The 16,756-nt window shown below is 35.6% G+C and carries 12 protein-coding genes; 4 read left to right on the forward strand and 8 right to left on the reverse strand.

The annotated features are described in order from the left end of the window. Positions 1-44: 44 nt before the first annotated feature. Positions 45-1,778, reverse strand: coding sequence for a SulP family inorganic anion transporter (locus J3U56_RS02930; protein ID WP_267347978.1), 1,734 nt, complete (start codon positions 1,776-1,778; stop codon positions 45-47). A 9-nt stretch (positions 1,779-1,787) separates the two neighbouring features. Then, on the reverse strand, positions 1,788-3,140 hold the full coding sequence (gene pmbA / locus J3U56_RS02935; protein ID WP_267366644.1) for a metalloprotease PmbA: 1,353 nt from the start codon (positions 3,138-3,140) through the stop codon (positions 1,788-1,790). A 77-nt stretch (positions 3,141-3,217) separates the two neighbouring features. On the opposite strand from pmbA, the gene yjgA reads away from it, so the two are divergent. From yjgA to J3U56_RS02950, 3 genes are all read left to right on the forward strand, one after another. Further along, positions 3,218-3,754 (forward strand): ribosome biogenesis factor YjgA, encoded by a 537-nt coding sequence (gene yjgA, locus J3U56_RS02940; RefSeq protein ID WP_267333122.1) that lies wholly within the window; start codon positions 3,218-3,220, stop codon positions 3,752-3,754. 71 nt (positions 3,755-3,825) lie between these two features. Further along, positions 3,826-4,356, forward strand: a complete 531-nt coding sequence (gene ppa / locus J3U56_RS02945) for an inorganic diphosphatase (RefSeq protein WP_065633526.1) — start codon at positions 3,826-3,828, stop codon at positions 4,354-4,356. Positions 4,357-4,762: 406 nt separating this feature from the next. Continuing rightward, positions 4,763-4,972: a cold shock domain-containing protein gene (locus tag J3U56_RS02950; protein WP_065633525.1), complete on the forward strand. Its 210-nt coding sequence runs from the start codon at positions 4,763-4,765 to the stop codon at positions 4,970-4,972. Positions 4,973-5,118: 146 nt separating this feature from the next. Here the strand turns inward: J3U56_RS02950 and gapA are convergent, their stop codons facing one another. Continuing rightward, on the reverse strand, positions 5,119-6,117 hold the full coding sequence (gene gapA, locus J3U56_RS02955; RefSeq protein ID WP_065633524.1) for a glyceraldehyde-3-phosphate dehydrogenase: 999 nt from the start codon (positions 6,115-6,117) through the stop codon (positions 5,119-5,121). Positions 6,118-6,445: 328 nt separating this feature from the next. On the opposite strand from gapA, the gene mutS reads away from it, so the two are divergent. After that, positions 6,446-9,004, forward strand: a complete 2,559-nt coding sequence (gene mutS, locus J3U56_RS02960; RefSeq protein WP_267366646.1) for a DNA mismatch repair protein MutS — start codon at positions 6,446-6,448, stop codon at positions 9,002-9,004. Between the two features lie 240 nt (positions 9,005-9,244). Here mutS and dld read toward each other — a convergent pair whose 3' ends face one another. The 5 genes from dld to J3U56_RS02985 all read right to left on the reverse strand — a co-directional run bounded on the left by dld (position 9,245) and on the right by J3U56_RS02985 (position 16,746). Beyond that, positions 9,245-10,942: a D-lactate dehydrogenase gene (gene dld, locus J3U56_RS02965; protein WP_267333124.1), complete on the reverse strand. Its 1,698-nt coding sequence runs from the start codon at positions 10,940-10,942 to the stop codon at positions 9,245-9,247. Positions 10,943-11,107: 165 nt separating this feature from the next. Beyond that, positions 11,108-12,679, reverse strand: a complete 1,572-nt coding sequence (locus J3U56_RS02970) for a hypothetical protein (RefSeq protein WP_267366648.1) — start codon at positions 12,677-12,679, stop codon at positions 11,108-11,110. A 356-nt stretch (positions 12,680-13,035) separates the two neighbouring features. Then, positions 13,036-14,019, reverse strand: a complete 984-nt coding sequence (gene rlmF / locus J3U56_RS02975; protein ID WP_267347983.1) for a 23S rRNA (adenine(1618)-N(6))-methyltransferase RlmF — start codon at positions 14,017-14,019, stop codon at positions 13,036-13,038. 360 nt (positions 14,020-14,379) lie between these two features. Continuing rightward, complete coding sequence (locus tag J3U56_RS02980; protein ID WP_267366650.1) at positions 14,380-14,706, reverse strand: hypothetical protein; 327 nt, start codon at positions 14,704-14,706, stop codon at positions 14,380-14,382. A gap of 468 nt (positions 14,707-15,174) precedes the next feature. After that, positions 15,175-16,746 (reverse strand): hypothetical protein, encoded by a 1,572-nt coding sequence (locus J3U56_RS02985; RefSeq protein ID WP_267366652.1) that lies wholly within the window; start codon positions 16,744-16,746, stop codon positions 15,175-15,177. Between the last annotated feature and the right edge of the window lie 10 nt (positions 16,747-16,756).

Below are 16,756 nucleotides of genomic sequence, written 5' to 3' on the forward strand. Positions count from 1 at the left end.
TATTCCTTAACATGCTAATTAATGATTATAAGATGGTTTTATTATTACTGATTTAAAGCATCTTCATTATTTTCCATGTGCTCTTTACTTTGTACTAACCGAACTGAAAAATAGAGATCATAAGCAAATTCAATATACTGTTCATCTAACTTAATATTCATCTGTTTAAACCAGTTTTTTAATGTTTTTCGTCGACCTGATAGTATCAAAATCACATTTCTGACTTTCAACGATTTCACCAGCTCTTCAATACCCGACAAAACACTAACATCTTTATACGTAAAACAAGGAATAGCATCGACAATGACATAACTTATCGGTTGCGGTGCTTCGTCAATATAACTGATAATTCTGCGCTTAAAATAAGCGATGTTAAAGTAAGTAAGTGGAGAGTTAAATCGATAAATAATGGTATTATCTAGAGGTTTAACGTCTTTTCCTAAAGAATGAATACGACCACTTTCATCAACCCCAAGTAATTGATCTTTAGGCCTAAATACTCGCCTTAAAAATAAGAATAAACCTAATAACACCGCTAGCGCCATACCGGGAATAATACCAATGACTAACACCGAAACTAGCGTGGTTAAACTTAAATAAAACGCATCACGATCAAATTTAAAAAAGCGAATAATAGTCTGAAAGTTAATTAGCGAAATAGAAGAATAAATTAAAATTACCCCTAACACACAGGTTGGAATATATTTTAATGGGGATAATAAAAACAAGACAACAAAACCAATAATGATAGCTGCAATAATCGAAACTAACTGAGTTTTGCCACCATTAGCATCATTAACCGCCGTACGCGATGACGTACCACTAACCACAAATCCTTGCGATAATCCTGCCACAATATTTGCCATACCTAAGGCTTTAAATTCAACATCAGCGTTAGTTTCATAGTTATTTTTTGAGGCAAAACTCCGTACTGTTATCATCATACTGACAAAACAAATAATCGCGATATTCAGTGATGGCACAACTAAATCACGCATCAAGCCTTTATCAAAATCAAGCCATGATTCAACGGGGATAAAATCACCAGTCACTGCGCCAATAATTCGAATATTGTGAGATTCAAAATTAAATAACCAAGAGAAAAAAGTCATCACAACCACGGCAAAAAGCGGTGCGGGATAACGCGGTTTTATTTTTTTTAAACCGATCAATATCACCAAAGTAAACAGTGAGATTAATGCTGTGAAGAGATGAATTTGTGGAATTTTAAACGGTAAATAGACAACACGTTCAATTAAGTAAGAGTAATCATAAGAAAACCCTAATGTCTTGGCGAGTTGATCTACCATTATGGTGATTGAAATGCCATTAAGTAAACCAATCAATATCGGTTGACTCAGTAAATCAGCCAGTGCACCTAAGTGCAATTTGCCGGCAATGATACACCATATTCCAATCATAATTGTTAATATAACAACCAACTGCCAACGCAAAATAGGATCATTTGATGCTAGTGGTAAAACTACTGCTGCAACTACTGCACATGTTGCAGTATCAGGACCAACAATAAGTTGTCTGGAAGAACCAAAAAGTGCATAAACAATCAACGGTAATATTGTTGAATATAATCCAGCAATTGCACCAACACCAGTGAGTTCAGCATAAGCAATAGAGACGGGTAAAGAAACAGCTGCAACTGACAAACCCGCTTTAAGATCAAAACTAAAGTAATCACGCCTATAGTGTAATAAATTTTTTAAACCTGGCATCCATAAAGCAATTTTTTGCATTAGTGCGCTGTTTGTGACTCTTCCCATATATGTCTTTTATTTCCCTGCTATACTCATATTATCAATCAATATCGATCCACATTGGATATTGGTTCTTGTTTCAATATCATCACCAATGGCTACAATATTTTGATACATATCTTTAAGATTTCCGGCAATGGTAAATTCATTAATTGGATACTGTATTTGACCATTTTCAACCCAAAATCCAGTTGCGCCTCGAGAATAATCGCCGGTAATATTGTTGACACCTTGTCCCATCAATGATGTTACAACAACACCTTTATCTAATTTAGCCAACATAGCATTGAAATCACTGCGAGGCTGGCTAGAAGAGATTAACCAGTTATGAATTCCCCCTGCGTGCCCCGTTGATTTTAAACCTAATTTTCGGGCTGAATAATTCCCGAGTAAATACGTTTGCAATACGCCTTGCTCAATAATATTACGTTTGACCGTTTGGGTTCCCTCACTGTCAAAAGGAGAAGATCCGACACCTTTTAGAATGTGAGGATCTTCAAAAATAGTTAACCATGAAGGAAACACAGATTTGCCAATACTATCTAACAAAAATGAGGACTTACGATAAATTGCTCCCCCACTAATTGCACCAACTAAATGACCAATTAAGCCAACCGCCACCTCTGGACAAAATAGGACAGGTGCTTGCATTGTGGCTATCTGCTGGGCGCCTAAATGTGAAATAGTTCGTTGTGCTGATTGTTCGCCTACCCATGAAGGGGATCTCAGCTCACTAATATCACGTGACGAAGTATAAGCGTAATTACGCTCCATTTGACCATTTTGTTCTGCAATTACCGAACAAGATAGAGAATGCGAACTCGCACAATAGCCTTGTAACATTCCTAAACTATTGCCATACATGTAAATGCCATAACGACTACTAAAATAGCCACCATCACTACTTTTTATTTTTGGATTAGCAAGTGCCACTTGTTCCGCTTGCTTTGCTTGCTCAATAGCTCGATCCACATTCAAATCACTTGGGTAAAAAAGATCCAAATCAGGCGCATTAAATGCCATTAAAGAACGATCACCTAATCCTGAGTAGGGATCGGGTGAAGTGTATTGCATAATATTAACCGCCATATCAATAGTTTGAGCAATAGCCTTAGGGGATAAATCATTAGTAGAAGCGCTCCCCTTTTTCTGATTTTGATAGACAGTAATAGCTAACGCACCATCACTATTAAATTCGACCGTTTCAGGTTCACCTAAACGGGTACTAACATTAATACCGGTTGACTGATTAATTGACACTGCAACTGAATCAACACGCGATTTTGCTTTAGCAATAGTATCAGCCACTATAGCCGACAAGTTTGCTTGTTGATCTTTTGCCTCTTTTTTAATTTGTTCAATACTCATTTTATTATTTTCTACAATTCTGCTAGTGATACGTTATAATAAGCCAGAAATGCATTTTAGTTAACAAAAGAAATTATATGAATCAAAATCAAAAGACAACCGAAGAAGCAAACTTTAATGTCGATGATATCGAAGATGAAATTATCTACGTTAGTAAAAGTGAAATAAAAAGAGATGCTGAAGAACTTAAAAAACTCGGTATTGAACTCGTTAATTTAAGTAAAAATGAACTTGCTAAAATCCCCCTTGATGAAGATTTACTCTATGCCATCGAATTAGCTCAAAAAATCAAAAAAGAGGGTTACAGAAGGCAAATTCAATATATTGGTAAATTACTCAGAAATCGGGATATCGAACCAATTACACTTGCCTTGGATAAACTCAAAAACCGCCATAATCAACAAGTCGCGATGTTTCATAAACTTGAAATGTTACGCGATGAACTGATTGAAACCGGTGATGCTGAAATGATTATGGATTTATATCCAAATGCTGACAGGCAGCAGCTACGTACTTTTGCTCGTATAGCTAAAAAAGAGTTAGCGTCGAACAAGCCTCCGAAAACAGCCAGACAGATTTTTCAATATCTAAAAGAATTGAGCGACACGGAATAACTTTTATAATGTGTGCTTATGACTTATCACTAAACAATATTATTAACAAATAAATAATAGAGGATACAAAAATGGGACTTTTGAATGTACCAGCAGGTAAAGAATTACCAGATGATATTTATGTAGTAATTGAAATTCCAGCGAATGCTTCACCAATAAAATACGAAGTTGATAAAGATACGGGTGCTGTATTTGTCGATCGCTTTATGGCGACAGCAATGTTTTACCCATGTAATTATGGTTATATCAACCATACACTATCTTTAGATGGTGATCCTGTTGATGTGTTAGTCCCAACGCCTTACCCTTTACAACCCGGTGCCGTTATTCGTTGTCGCCCAGTTGGCGTTCTAAAAATGACAGATGAGTCAGGTGTTGATGCAAAATTAGTTGCGGTGCCTCATACCAAACTGACAAAAGAGTATGATCATATAAAAGATGTTGACGATTTACCGGAACTACTCAAGTCACAAATTAAACACTTTTTTGAACAATACAAAGCGTTAGAAAAAGGTAAATGGGTTAAAGTTGACGGTTGGGAAAATGTCGATTCTGCGCGTAAAGAGATTTTAGAATCTTTTGAAAGAGCAAAAAAGAAATAAAATTACTGTTAATTTCACAATTTGATGTAAAAAAGTAACCGTTAAACCAGAGTGATGAAATCTTTTTCTGATACTCTGGTTTTTTTTGTAAATTTCACTTTCGAAATAATTATAAAATTTTTAAGATTTAATAATTTGTTTTAGATCAAATTACATTTATTTAACTAAAAATTTATAAAAAACTGCACTCTAACATGAAAAAATTGTCATTAATATCTTGCTTTCGATTATAATTTGTGCGGTAATAGTAACAGACTTATAACAAAGCTATTCATTATGAAAACGATTAACTTTTTAATGTAAATTTATTTATATTTTTTAGTTATGAATTACATAATCTATACTAAGTTTAAGTCTATGCGAGCCGTAAAGGCAAATTATTAATTATTGTTAGGATGTCTAGTAAATGAATAAGAAAACAGGCCAAGTCAAATGGTTTAACGAGAGTAAAGGTTTTGGTTTTATTACCCCTACCGATGGAAGCAAAGACGTCTTTGTCCATTTCTCAGCTATTTCCGGTGACGGATTCAAAACTTTAGCTGAAGGACAACAAGTTGAATTTGCAATCCAAGATAGCCCTCGCGGACCAGCTGCAGCTGATGTTGTCGTTATTTAATAGCTAATTAATTCGTTAATTAGTCTAAGTAAAAAGCCCATTTGCGAAAATGGGCTTTTTTATTTATCGCGTAATCATCATTGACTATTTTAATTACAAAAAAAGGCAACCATATGGTTGCCTTTCTAATATGACACAAAAATGACTTATTTTTTAGAAACAACAGCAATTAAGTCTAATACTTTGTTTGAATAACCAACTTCATTATCATACCAAGAAACAAGTTTAACAAAAGTATCACTTAATTGAATACCTGCTTTAGCATCGAATACTGAAGTACAAACTTCACCTAAGAAGTCAGTTGAAACTACATCATCTTCTGTATAGCCAAGCACACCCTTCATTGGGCCTTCAGCAGCAGCTTTGATTGCTTTACAGATATCTTCGTATTTAGCAGGTTTTGCTAAACGCGCAGTTAAATCAACAACAGAAACATCTGGAGTTGGAACACGGAAAGCCATACCTGTTAATTTACCATTTAATTCAGGAATAACTTTACCTACAGCTTTAGCAGCACCAGTTGAAGATGGGATGATGTTTTGTGCAGCACCACGACCACCACGCCAATCTTTGTGAGATGGACCATCAACAGTTTTTTGAGTTGCTGTTGTTGCGTGAACAGTTGTCATTAATGCTTCAACAATACCGAAGTTATCATTAACAACTTTCGCTAAAGGTGCTAAACAGTTAGTTGTACATGAAGCATTAGATACGATATCTTGACCTGCATAATCTTTATCATTAACACCCATTACAAACATAGGCGTACTATCTTTAGATGGACCAGTTAATACGACTTTTTTTGCTCCTGCTTGGATATGTTTACGCGCAGTTTCGTCAGTTAAGAATAAACCAGTTGCTTCAGCAACAACATCAACACCCACTTCATTCCATTTTAAGTTTGCTGGATCTTTTTCAGCAGTAACACGGATTGTTTTACCATTAACGATTAGTTTTCCGTCTTTAACTTCAACTTTACCATCAAAACGTCCATGAGTTGAATCATATTTAAGCATATAAGCCATATATTCAACATCTAATAAATCATTGATTGCAACGATTTCGATGTCAGAACGTTTTTGAGCAGCACGGAAAACAATACGACCAATACGGCCAAAACCATTAATACCTACTTTGATTGTCATAACAATTACCTTCTTTTGTGTTAAACGATAAAAATAACTGCAAGTAAACTATCAAATTTTAATAGGTTATTCAAGATCATTAAACACAATAAGGCACGATTTAATTAAATTGTTTATTACGCAATTAATAGCTATAACTAATCATAAATAAAATCAAAAGCGTGTAACAAACAGTCATACCCAACTTGATTATCAAAGTAGATAGATAAAAAATAAAACTTACATTTATTTCAACCTCTTAAAATAAATACTCCGACAAATCCTAATATTTCGCTATAATAAATTAATGTTGAATAAATAATGAGCTAATTTAGTAAGAATTAATACAATGACCGAACAAGAAAACTTTACTGAACACACCCCAATGATGCGGCAGTACCTCAGACTAAAAGCGGAAAATCCGGATATTTTGCTATTTTATCGTATGGGTGATTTTTATGAGATGTTTTATGATGATGCTAAACGAGCTTCGCAATTACTTGATATATCGTTAACTAAACGTGGTTCGTCTAATGGCGAGCCGATTCCGATGGCCGGAGTACCTTATCATGCAGTTGAGAGTTATTTAGCAAAGTTAATTTCGCTTGGTGAATCGGTTGCGATTTGTGAACAAATCGGGGATCCTGCAACGAGTAAAGGTCCTGTCGAGCGCAAAATTGTTCGTATTATAACGCCGGGTACGGTCAGCGATGAATTATTATTAGAAGATCGTAAAGATAATTTATTAGCATCAATATGGCAATCAAAAAACCACTATGGTTATGCCACGCTCGATATAAGTTCTGGGCGGTTTTTTATCTTTGAAACTGATAGTTACGAATCAATACAAGCTGAATTACAACGCACCAATCCAGTTGAACTTCTTTATCCGGAAGAGTTTCAATCCATGTCATTAATTGAACATCGTCATGGGTTAAGACGTCGCCCATTGTGGGATTTTGATCTTGAAACCGCTAAACAGCAGCTTAACTTGCAATTTGGTACCAATGATTTAGTTGGATTTGGCGTGGAAGATTGCCTTTATGCACTTAGCGCAGCTGGCTGTTTACTGCAATATGTGAAAGATACGCAGCGCACCGCGCTACCACATATTCGTTCAATCATCAAACAATCAGCTTTCGACTTTGTGGTACTCGACGCGGCAACGCGGCGCAACCTAGAAATCACTGAAAATTTATCGGGTGGCACACAAAATACAGTGGCTGAAATTTTAGATAAAACCCAAACCCCAATGGGTAGCCGCATGTTAAAACGCTGGTTGCATGCCCCAATTCGTGACGTAAACGTATTACAACACCGTCAACAAGCAATCAGTGAATTACAAAATCATATTGATGATATTCAGCCATTATTAAAACTCATTGGCGACCTTGAGCGTATTTTAGCGCGGCTTGCACTACGAACAGCTCGCCCACGTGATTTTGCCCGTTTGCGTGATGCTTATAACTTACTGCCGCAAATGCAACAGTTATTAAGCCAAATGAATACGCCAGCTTTAATTGCTTTGCGAGCTAAAATCAATCAATTTGATCACATTGCATCTATTTTAACGCGAGCAATTGTCCAAACGCCACCTGTCATTATTCGTGATGGAGGGGTCATTGCCAGCGGTTACAATGCCGAACTTGACGAACTACGCAATCTTGCAGATGGTGCAACAAATTATCTGGAACAACTGGAAATTCGCGAGCGTGAAACTTTAGGTATCGACACACTGAAAGTCGGATTTAATGCTGTACATGGCTACTATATTCAAATTAGTCGAGGACAAAGCCATTTAGCACCAATTCACTATACCCGACGCCAAACGCTCAAAAATGTTGAACGGTACATTATTCCTGAGCTTAAAGAGTATGAGGATAAAGTCCTCACCTCAAAAGGTCGTGCACTAGCCCTTGAAAAACAGTTATATGATCAATTGTTTGATTTACTTATGCCACAGCTTGCCGAAATGCAACTTAGTGCCGATGCTATCGCTGAACTTGATGTCTTAACGAATTTAGCTGAACGAGCTTTAACGCTTAATTATCAATGCCCTACATTTTCTGAAAAAGCAGGTATTGAAATTATCAATGGTCGCCATATCGTTATAGAACAAGTATTGCAAACGCCATTTATTGCTAATTCATTACGGCTTTCCCCTGATAGAAGATTGCTCATTATCACCGGTCCAAATATGGGTGGTAAAAGCACGTATATGCGCCAAGCTGCATTAATTGTTTTACTGAGCTACATAGGTAGTTTTGTGCCAGCATCAAAAACCATTATTGGACCGGTTGATCGCATCTTTACCCGAATTGGTGCATCGGATGATCTAGCGTCGGGGCGTTCAACATTTATGGTCGAAATGACTGAAACCGCTAACATAATGCACAATGCCACTGAACAAAGCCTTGTACTAATGGACGAGATTGGACGTGGCACCTCAACTTATGACGGATTGTCCTTAGCTTGGGCATGTGCTGAAAACTTAGCAAACCAAATCAAAGCGATGACACTCTTTGCTACCCATTACTTTGAGTTAACGCAGTTGCCTGAGCATATGCAAGGCGTTTATAACATTCATTTTGATGCCATTGAACATGACAACACGGTTGCCTTTATCCACGAAGTATCTGAAGGTGCTGCCAGTAAAAGTTTTGGTATTGCGGTGGCCGGATTAGCTGGCGTACCAAAACAAGTATTAAAACGCGCCAAACAAAAGCTAAAAGAGCTCGAAGTCATTTCGAAGCAAGCGGCAAAGAGCCATGTTGACCAATCGCAGCTTAGCTTTGTGACGGAAAGTGAACCTTCTGAAATTGAACAAGCGCTGAAACACATCGATCCTGATGCCTTATCACCAAAACAAGCATTAGAGATGTTGTATCAATTAAAGAAAATGCTTTAACACTGGCGCTCTTAAATTAAAAAGGGCTAACTTGCCCTTTTTATTATCTATCTAGTTGTTTATATAGCTTCACTCATCACAGAATATAAAATAATTATTATCTGTTTGATCACCCCTAATATTGATAATCTCACCTTGCCAACCGATTAAGTTAAAGCGACTAAAGTTGATCATTTTGCATTAAATTATCTTCATCTGAGCTTTGCCAGCTTATATCAGCTGGCAATTGCTTAGATTGGGTTACTTCCAATATTTTTTCTTAGAAGTTTTACCAATACCAGGATTGAGGCTATTAGTCGGATCAAGCTCTTGATAGAATTTTTTCAAATCGGCATTAGCATGATACAGGTGACCAACATTGTGCTCTGCTGGGTATTGTGCCCCTCGCTGATCAAGTAAAGCTAAAATTTGTTCCTTCACTTTATCACAATCTGTGCCTTTTTTAGCAATATAGTCTTGATGAAAGACATAACAGAAAAAATGCCCATAATACATTTTATAGATAAAGTTTTGATCAATGTCTTTTGGCAAAGTTTCAAACCAATCTGTATCATTACGACGCAAAGCAATATCTAACGCTACAATGTTTTCCACTGTTTTACTATGGACATTTCGATAAGATGTCGCTGCACCTGCCGCTGCAAAACGATGTAACATTGCTGCTTGAGCCTCTTTAGCATTACACAAAAAATAACTTCCGTTTTTATTTTGGAAATACGATTTCAAAAATGCTTCAGCTTCGGCTATCCCGTCATCTGCCATTTTTAAAATCAAATGATGTTCATAGCGATCACGGTAGTCTCGAATGGTTTTCGGTAAGTGATTAGGTAAAAATTTAGCAACAAAAATTGAAAAACGATCTGAAAAGTTTTTCGGAAAGAATGGAATTTTACCTGTAACACGATCAACAAAGTTTTTAAAAGCAAAAAGGCGAGGTATGGTATCAGTACCTAATTTTTGAATAGCTAAAAAAGTCGGTTTGCCATAAACCGCAGCAATATCAAATGCGACTCGATGCATATATTCGCCTGATACCGGTAATGTTTTAAACTGACTTAAAATATGACGACGGATATCATTTAACTCATTAATGTCATTAGTACCAATATAAAATACTTCTGATTTCTTCTCTAATGGAAATGTATCAAGACGCACGGCAAAAACCATTAAGCGACCTGCACTGCCCGAAGCTTCATAATGGCGAGCTGGATCAGCATTAAAACGTGCAGGTGTATCGGCATCAACTTCACGAACATGATCGCAATAATGATGATCATGACCTAAGCCCGCATCACGATTAATATCTTTTTCAGTATAGGTATGATTTTCTAGATTCCGTAAAATGGTTTCTGGCTCATCACCCAGTTCAATGCCCAAGTGGTTAACAAGATGTAATTGTCCTTGCGCATCCAATTGTGCAAACACAGCCATTTGGGTATAAGCAGGACCACGTTGAATCAGGGAACCACCAGAGTTATTACATACCCCACCCATGACAGATGCACCAATACATGATGAACCAATAACTGAATGCGGTCCTCGATTATATTTTTTTAACTCTTTTTCCAAACGGAATAATGTACTTCCCGGTAAACAAACAACCTGCTCACCATTTTCAATAACTTGAATACCTTCTAAACGGCGAGTACTCACAATTACAACCGGTCTATCATAATCATTGCCATCTGGGGTTGACCCCCCTGTTAAGCCAGTATTGGCCGATTGCGTAATAACAATCACATCAGCGGCAACACATGCTTTTAATATTTGCCATTGCTCAACTAATGTGCCAGGTAATACAACTGCTAATGCATCACCTTCACCAAAACGAATACCTTGACGATAAGGCAACGTCCGATTAGGGTTTGTTAACGTATATTTTTTGCCAACAATAGTTTGCAGTTGTTCAATCAATGCTGTTTTTTCATTTCCGTTCATTTTATCTTCCCTACCTATATTTAATTTAACTTTAAATTAATCGCGATTATTTTATAATTACTAAATCGTGTAGAAAAGATACATAATGTGCTATTTAATCAGCGCCTTTAAGCTATATGTTTAGCGCTATGAATATTAAAATTATTTTTATAATTATTTTTTAAATTAAGGATTAACACAAACCATTTTACCTGCTGTAGAATCTGAATCGATATCACCCACATCAGAACCAACCGCATATTGTATGCTGGCATCATCGGATAATGCCCAATAGTAGGATTGCGTTGAAGTATGCCAATCACTTGTTGGATAATAAAGTTGATAAGAAGATCCCCATTCATTAAAAATGCCACCAATCCATTTACCACTTGCATCTTTAAAGCTTATTTGCCGACGATAATTATTAATATTGCGACCATTAATTCCGCCATGCCAACCTTTGCCATTAGCGTTAGTTAAATCATTGACTTTCGGAAATCGATAACCATTACCCAAATTGTCACAAAAGCGCTGAACATCATCATTAGATGTTGCATCATTTGAACTGGCGATATACCATCTATCAATATTAAAACTGTATAATAATTGCTTTCGTTCACTGTCTGCATAAATCTTAAACAGAACAGGGCTAAATGAAGTATCAGTGGAATTTTCATTCGGACCATTTAAAACCACTTTTAATGCTAACACTTTGGGTGAATTATCCCAACCTGGTGTTTGTTCGGATTTTAATGAAATGGTGACTTTATTCCCACCGTTGACAGGATAAACAGTTTGACCATCTTGAGTATTTGCAGTGATGACTTGTTCAGGTGTAACCCCGCCTAATATCAAATAAAAATTTAGACCATTTAAACCTGTCGTGGGAAAATTTAAATCCGGATTACTGATATCTTGCACTTTAAATCCTCGGCTTCTGATCCAATCAGGACCATCTGCATCAGGATAATGACGTCCATCATACCAAACATTGGGTTGAACATAACATACATACGGCGTATCAATTTTACGATTAAAATAATAGGTATGCTTAGCACCACTAAAATCTGTCACATTAGGTATACCATATTGGGTAAATAATTGACCACCATTAGACGTAATCGTTAACTTATAAGGGGAATCGCATCCGGTTAATTGAGCATTGGGGTTATTTTTGACTTGCGTAGTAATATCGTTGTTATTGGCATCTAACCATTTAACCATCAAATTACCGGTTGCATTTGGTGATGCATCACCATCTTCATCTCCCCAATAATTATCAGACGATGTAATAAGATTACTCAATGAAATACTTGGATAACTACTATTATTGACTAACGGTACCAAGGTTTTAATGCTCAAAAATGTATCATCATCACTCAACAAATCAATGGGTGATTCTTGGCTTGAATCATCGATAATAGCATTGGGATACAAATCACTTTGCCCACCAGCAGCAATAAAACTACGACCGTCAGATAGCTGTAAACCCAGTAACCCTTCAACACTTACCGCTTTAGTTTTTCCATTGTCAAACGTTAAATAAGGCGCATGACCATGAATAGCATTTTCAGTCGAAGCCGATAATGCATTGACAGGACTACTATGCACAAATAACCAATAAACAACAATTGCAGAAACTGATTTAATAGTAATAGAAGAACAATAAAATTGATTAATGCGAATTAAAAAAAAAATTAAATAATGTTTGGTGTTAGCAAAAGACAGATAATTTTTACAGAAGACTACTTCAGACATATTGTATCTCCTTTGAAACCGCTTAATTTATTCGTGATAGTGACTATCTAAACAACAAAAAACTCAATTTCGATACAAAATATAAAAGCGTAACAAGTATAAATGACTATTCATCAAAAAAAAATAGATTACAGAATAATCAAACGTAAAAATAGTATTATTAATCAATTAGATGAAATTTTTTACATAAAAATTACAGTAAACGTGTCTGGCATTTTGTTACACGCTAAATGAATAAAAACCTCTATTTTATTGAAAAAAGTTGTTGCCTTTTAAAGGGAACATTGAAAATGGCAAATAACAACAAATAAATAATAAAAATCATCATTAAAAATAGGTAGTTAAGAAAAAGCTTTTTATTTTATACCTTCACTATTTTCATAATGGTTTTGGATAATCGCTTGCCTTTTATCTTGCTGGAAAAAACTCCATGCAATAAAACGACTACTCTTTTGTCCTTGCGCCATTGGAATAATTTTGACTTCAGCAGGTTTAACTGTCATTAATTGCTTATTAAGCACCTTGAGTGACTCTTTTTTAGAAACTAACGACGTAAACCATAAACATTGCTGTTTATATTGTGTACTTTCTTTGATCATATTGGTAATAAAAGCACTTTCACCTCCTTTGCACCATAATTCAGTCTGCTGACCACCAAAATTAAGCGCAGGATTAGATTTTGAATATTGCCATTTACCTAACTTTTTGAGCTTAGTTTGGTTACTCGCCAGTGCGGCTTGTGCCGAATCATGAAAAGGTGGATTACACATAGTTAACATAAAAAATTCTTTCGGCTTTATAATTTGCCTAAAAATTGCTGAGGTATCACGTTGTAATCGACAATCAATTAAACCATTTAATAATGGGTTAGATTGAATGATAAGCTTTGCAACCTTGATTGACATTGGGTTGATATCACTCCCCACAAATGACCAATTATATTCAGCCCGACCAATAATGGGATAAATTACATTTGCCCCTACACCAATATCAAGAACACGGATCTGTTTACCTAAAGGGATTTTATCGTCGTTATCATGAGCAAGTAAGTCGGCTAGATAATGAATATAATCTGCTCGCCCTGGAATGGGTGGGCAAAGATAATCATTGGGAATATCCCAATTGCTCAGTTGATAATAATGTAATAACAGTGCTTTATTTAGCAATTTGACTGCCATTGGATCAGCAAAATCGATCGATAAATTATTGTATTGATTGGGTTTAACGTACGGTGTGAAATCAGGTAACGTTTGGCATAGCGCTAAAAAGTCATAGCCATGGCGATGTTTATTTCGTTGATGTAAAGCAGTTTTGTTTGCTAAGTTCGACTGTTTTTGCATGTTCTATCCAACAATAAAAAGGCTGTCTATTATAAAGGTTTTGCATGCAATATGTGAAAAAGTAAATAAACAATCATCCATCTTTCTTTGATATCAGATCATCTCCGTCTTCTATTAAGTCAATATCACTATTCATCGATTTCAATTTAATCCGTGAATTATTGGTAAAAAAAATTGCTTTGACAACTTTTATAGAAATGATTCTTAAGTCAATATAGGCTATCGTTTTATATTGGAACATAAGTAATTTGTTTTTATGTTGGATTTTTGATCTACACTACGGCTATTTTTTGCTCGATTCGCCAGAACTCCGACGCCGCCGTCTCGTACGTTTACAACGCTCGTGGGCGGCTTTTGCCCTTATCTCGCTTCGCTCTTTTCAGGGCAACGTCGTTCATACCAGTGACTATATTCATCAATTGAGTAATTGAACGCTAACTTTACGCCAAAATCAAACAACTTTGCGTTAGGCAATCGTTCGTTTATTGTGTTAACAGGAAAACCACAAATAATGACTTGCTTATTATGATATTTCTTAATCTGTTTAATATGTGTTTGAAGATTATGCCCAAGATGTTCAGTTAATATATAAACGCCTTGATTATATGTACGAAAAAACATTCCTTCTTTAAATAACAAGATCCCTTTAAACTCTTGTTGTAGTAACACTTTATCATTAATATTCATATTAATCCTCAATAATAAATTTGATGCTTTTAAAATTAATAAAGCTATATTTTTCTTGAAGATGATTTTTTAGATAAAGTTGTTTAAATCTAAGAGTAATCGATATTAGGTTTTCCATAATATAATTAACCTTTACATACTACATAATTGTACCAAACTTTTTTCTAACATCTGGATTGTAAGTACTCCAATGATTATGAGGATTATTAACTGTTGCATCTGGTCTTACATAACCTAATTGCAGCTCAGCTACTATCTGATAATTCTTAGTAAAATTCGATACCATACCTTAACTTTATATTCCATATTGTGTATAAGGCTTTACCTACAATCTAATTTGTAAATTCAACGGCATCGTATAGCTACTTGCACTGCCAATTATTTGGCCAAATGAAATTAAAAATCATAAAATCAATATCACCAAAGAACAAACATGTTCAATGTAAGCATCAATAAAAATTTACATCACTACTGACAAACTAAAAAGTCTGGACACATAGAATCTGACTCGCAATCAGTTCCAATGTTACCGGAACCTGCATTCACATCTAAATGATTGTACATTGGATCAACATCAAAACTATGATTGCTTTGACGGCTCCAATATCGCTCATCATCTCGATCTTCCCAATCTGAATCTGGATAAGCATGTTTAAGCGTATGTCCCCATTCACTAAATAACGTACTATCGATTGCGCGAGTGAATCCGTTATTAATTTCAAAATATTTATTAACACCATTAGTTATTGGCGCATTTGACAGTTGAGTATGCAACAATAAATGATCGCCTTGACAAATTTTTATAGCATCAGACCAAAAACCCAAAAAACCCTTTACAGGTTTTGCCCAAACAATGGTCGGATTAAACGTATAATCAAACATTACTTTTTGATCTCTTTTTAATGTTGCGCGAACTGTCACCGCTCCTGATGGCCTATCATGTATTGTCACATATCCTTTACTATCTACTGAAACCTGACCATTAGGATTTACAGGTACACTAAATAAGTAATCACTTTGTGCACCAGCAACAATTAACTGAAATTTTGCGCCAGGAAAACCTGTTGTAGGAAACTTTTTATTATTTGATTGGGTAGGATTGACTTTAAATCCCCAATCAGGCACATAATCACTAGTATAACCTCCACCAACTAAAACTCTTCGTGTGGTATTATTTTTATCATTCCAACCTATAAATTTATTGCTATCATCAAAGCTTAACCATTGTTTATCTGGAAAGATTTCGGTCGAATTAGGTCTGGCATAACATAATCCAGTAGCGGTTATAAGATATTTTTTAGAAAACGTAACATAATCACTTTCCCTTGGTATACCATATTGTGAGCGTGCCTTAACTTTTTTTGCAAAAACCAGTGTTAAAGGCATTGGATATCCACTACCACAACCTATAGGTTTATCTTGTGTACCAGCAGTTAAATGACCATTGCTAGCTAACTCAACATTATTAGCGTCATACCACCAATAATTAGTTGTTTCAACAATGAAAGGATCTTGTGAATCGGCATGATCGCCATCTTCATCGTTGTAGTTTGTAACGGTATCAACCACTGAAGGATTATTAACATCTACTTTAAAATCACTAATCTTTAAATTGCCATCAAACCCCTTCACAACATTACCATTTATATTGCCAGAAGATTCACTATAAAACTGATCTGCTACCGTGAAGCCTAATCTATCGGCGGCAACTTGTTCTTTAATTACTTGTGGAGCATTACCATGAATAATATTTACAGTTTGAACATTTAAAGCATTTACTTTTGATAACAGTAATAGATTAACAAGAAAAAATAACAGTATGAATTTAAGATAAGTTTTATCAACTACATCACCGATAAAACCATTTTGTGGGGATGAAGAACTTAAAGAAAAATAACAATAGTGAGCTTGATAATTAAATAAGCAATAAATTAATTGCCCGATGCCCGATGCCCGATGCCCGATGCCCGATGCCCGATGCCCGATGCCCGATGCCCGATGCCCGATGCCCGATGCCCGATTAAGACCATATTTTAACATATTTTCGCCT

It is taken from the genome of Gilliamella sp. B2824 (assembly GCF_026536245.1).
Classification (GTDB): Bacteria; Pseudomonadota; Gammaproteobacteria; order Enterobacterales; family Orbaceae; genus Gilliamella.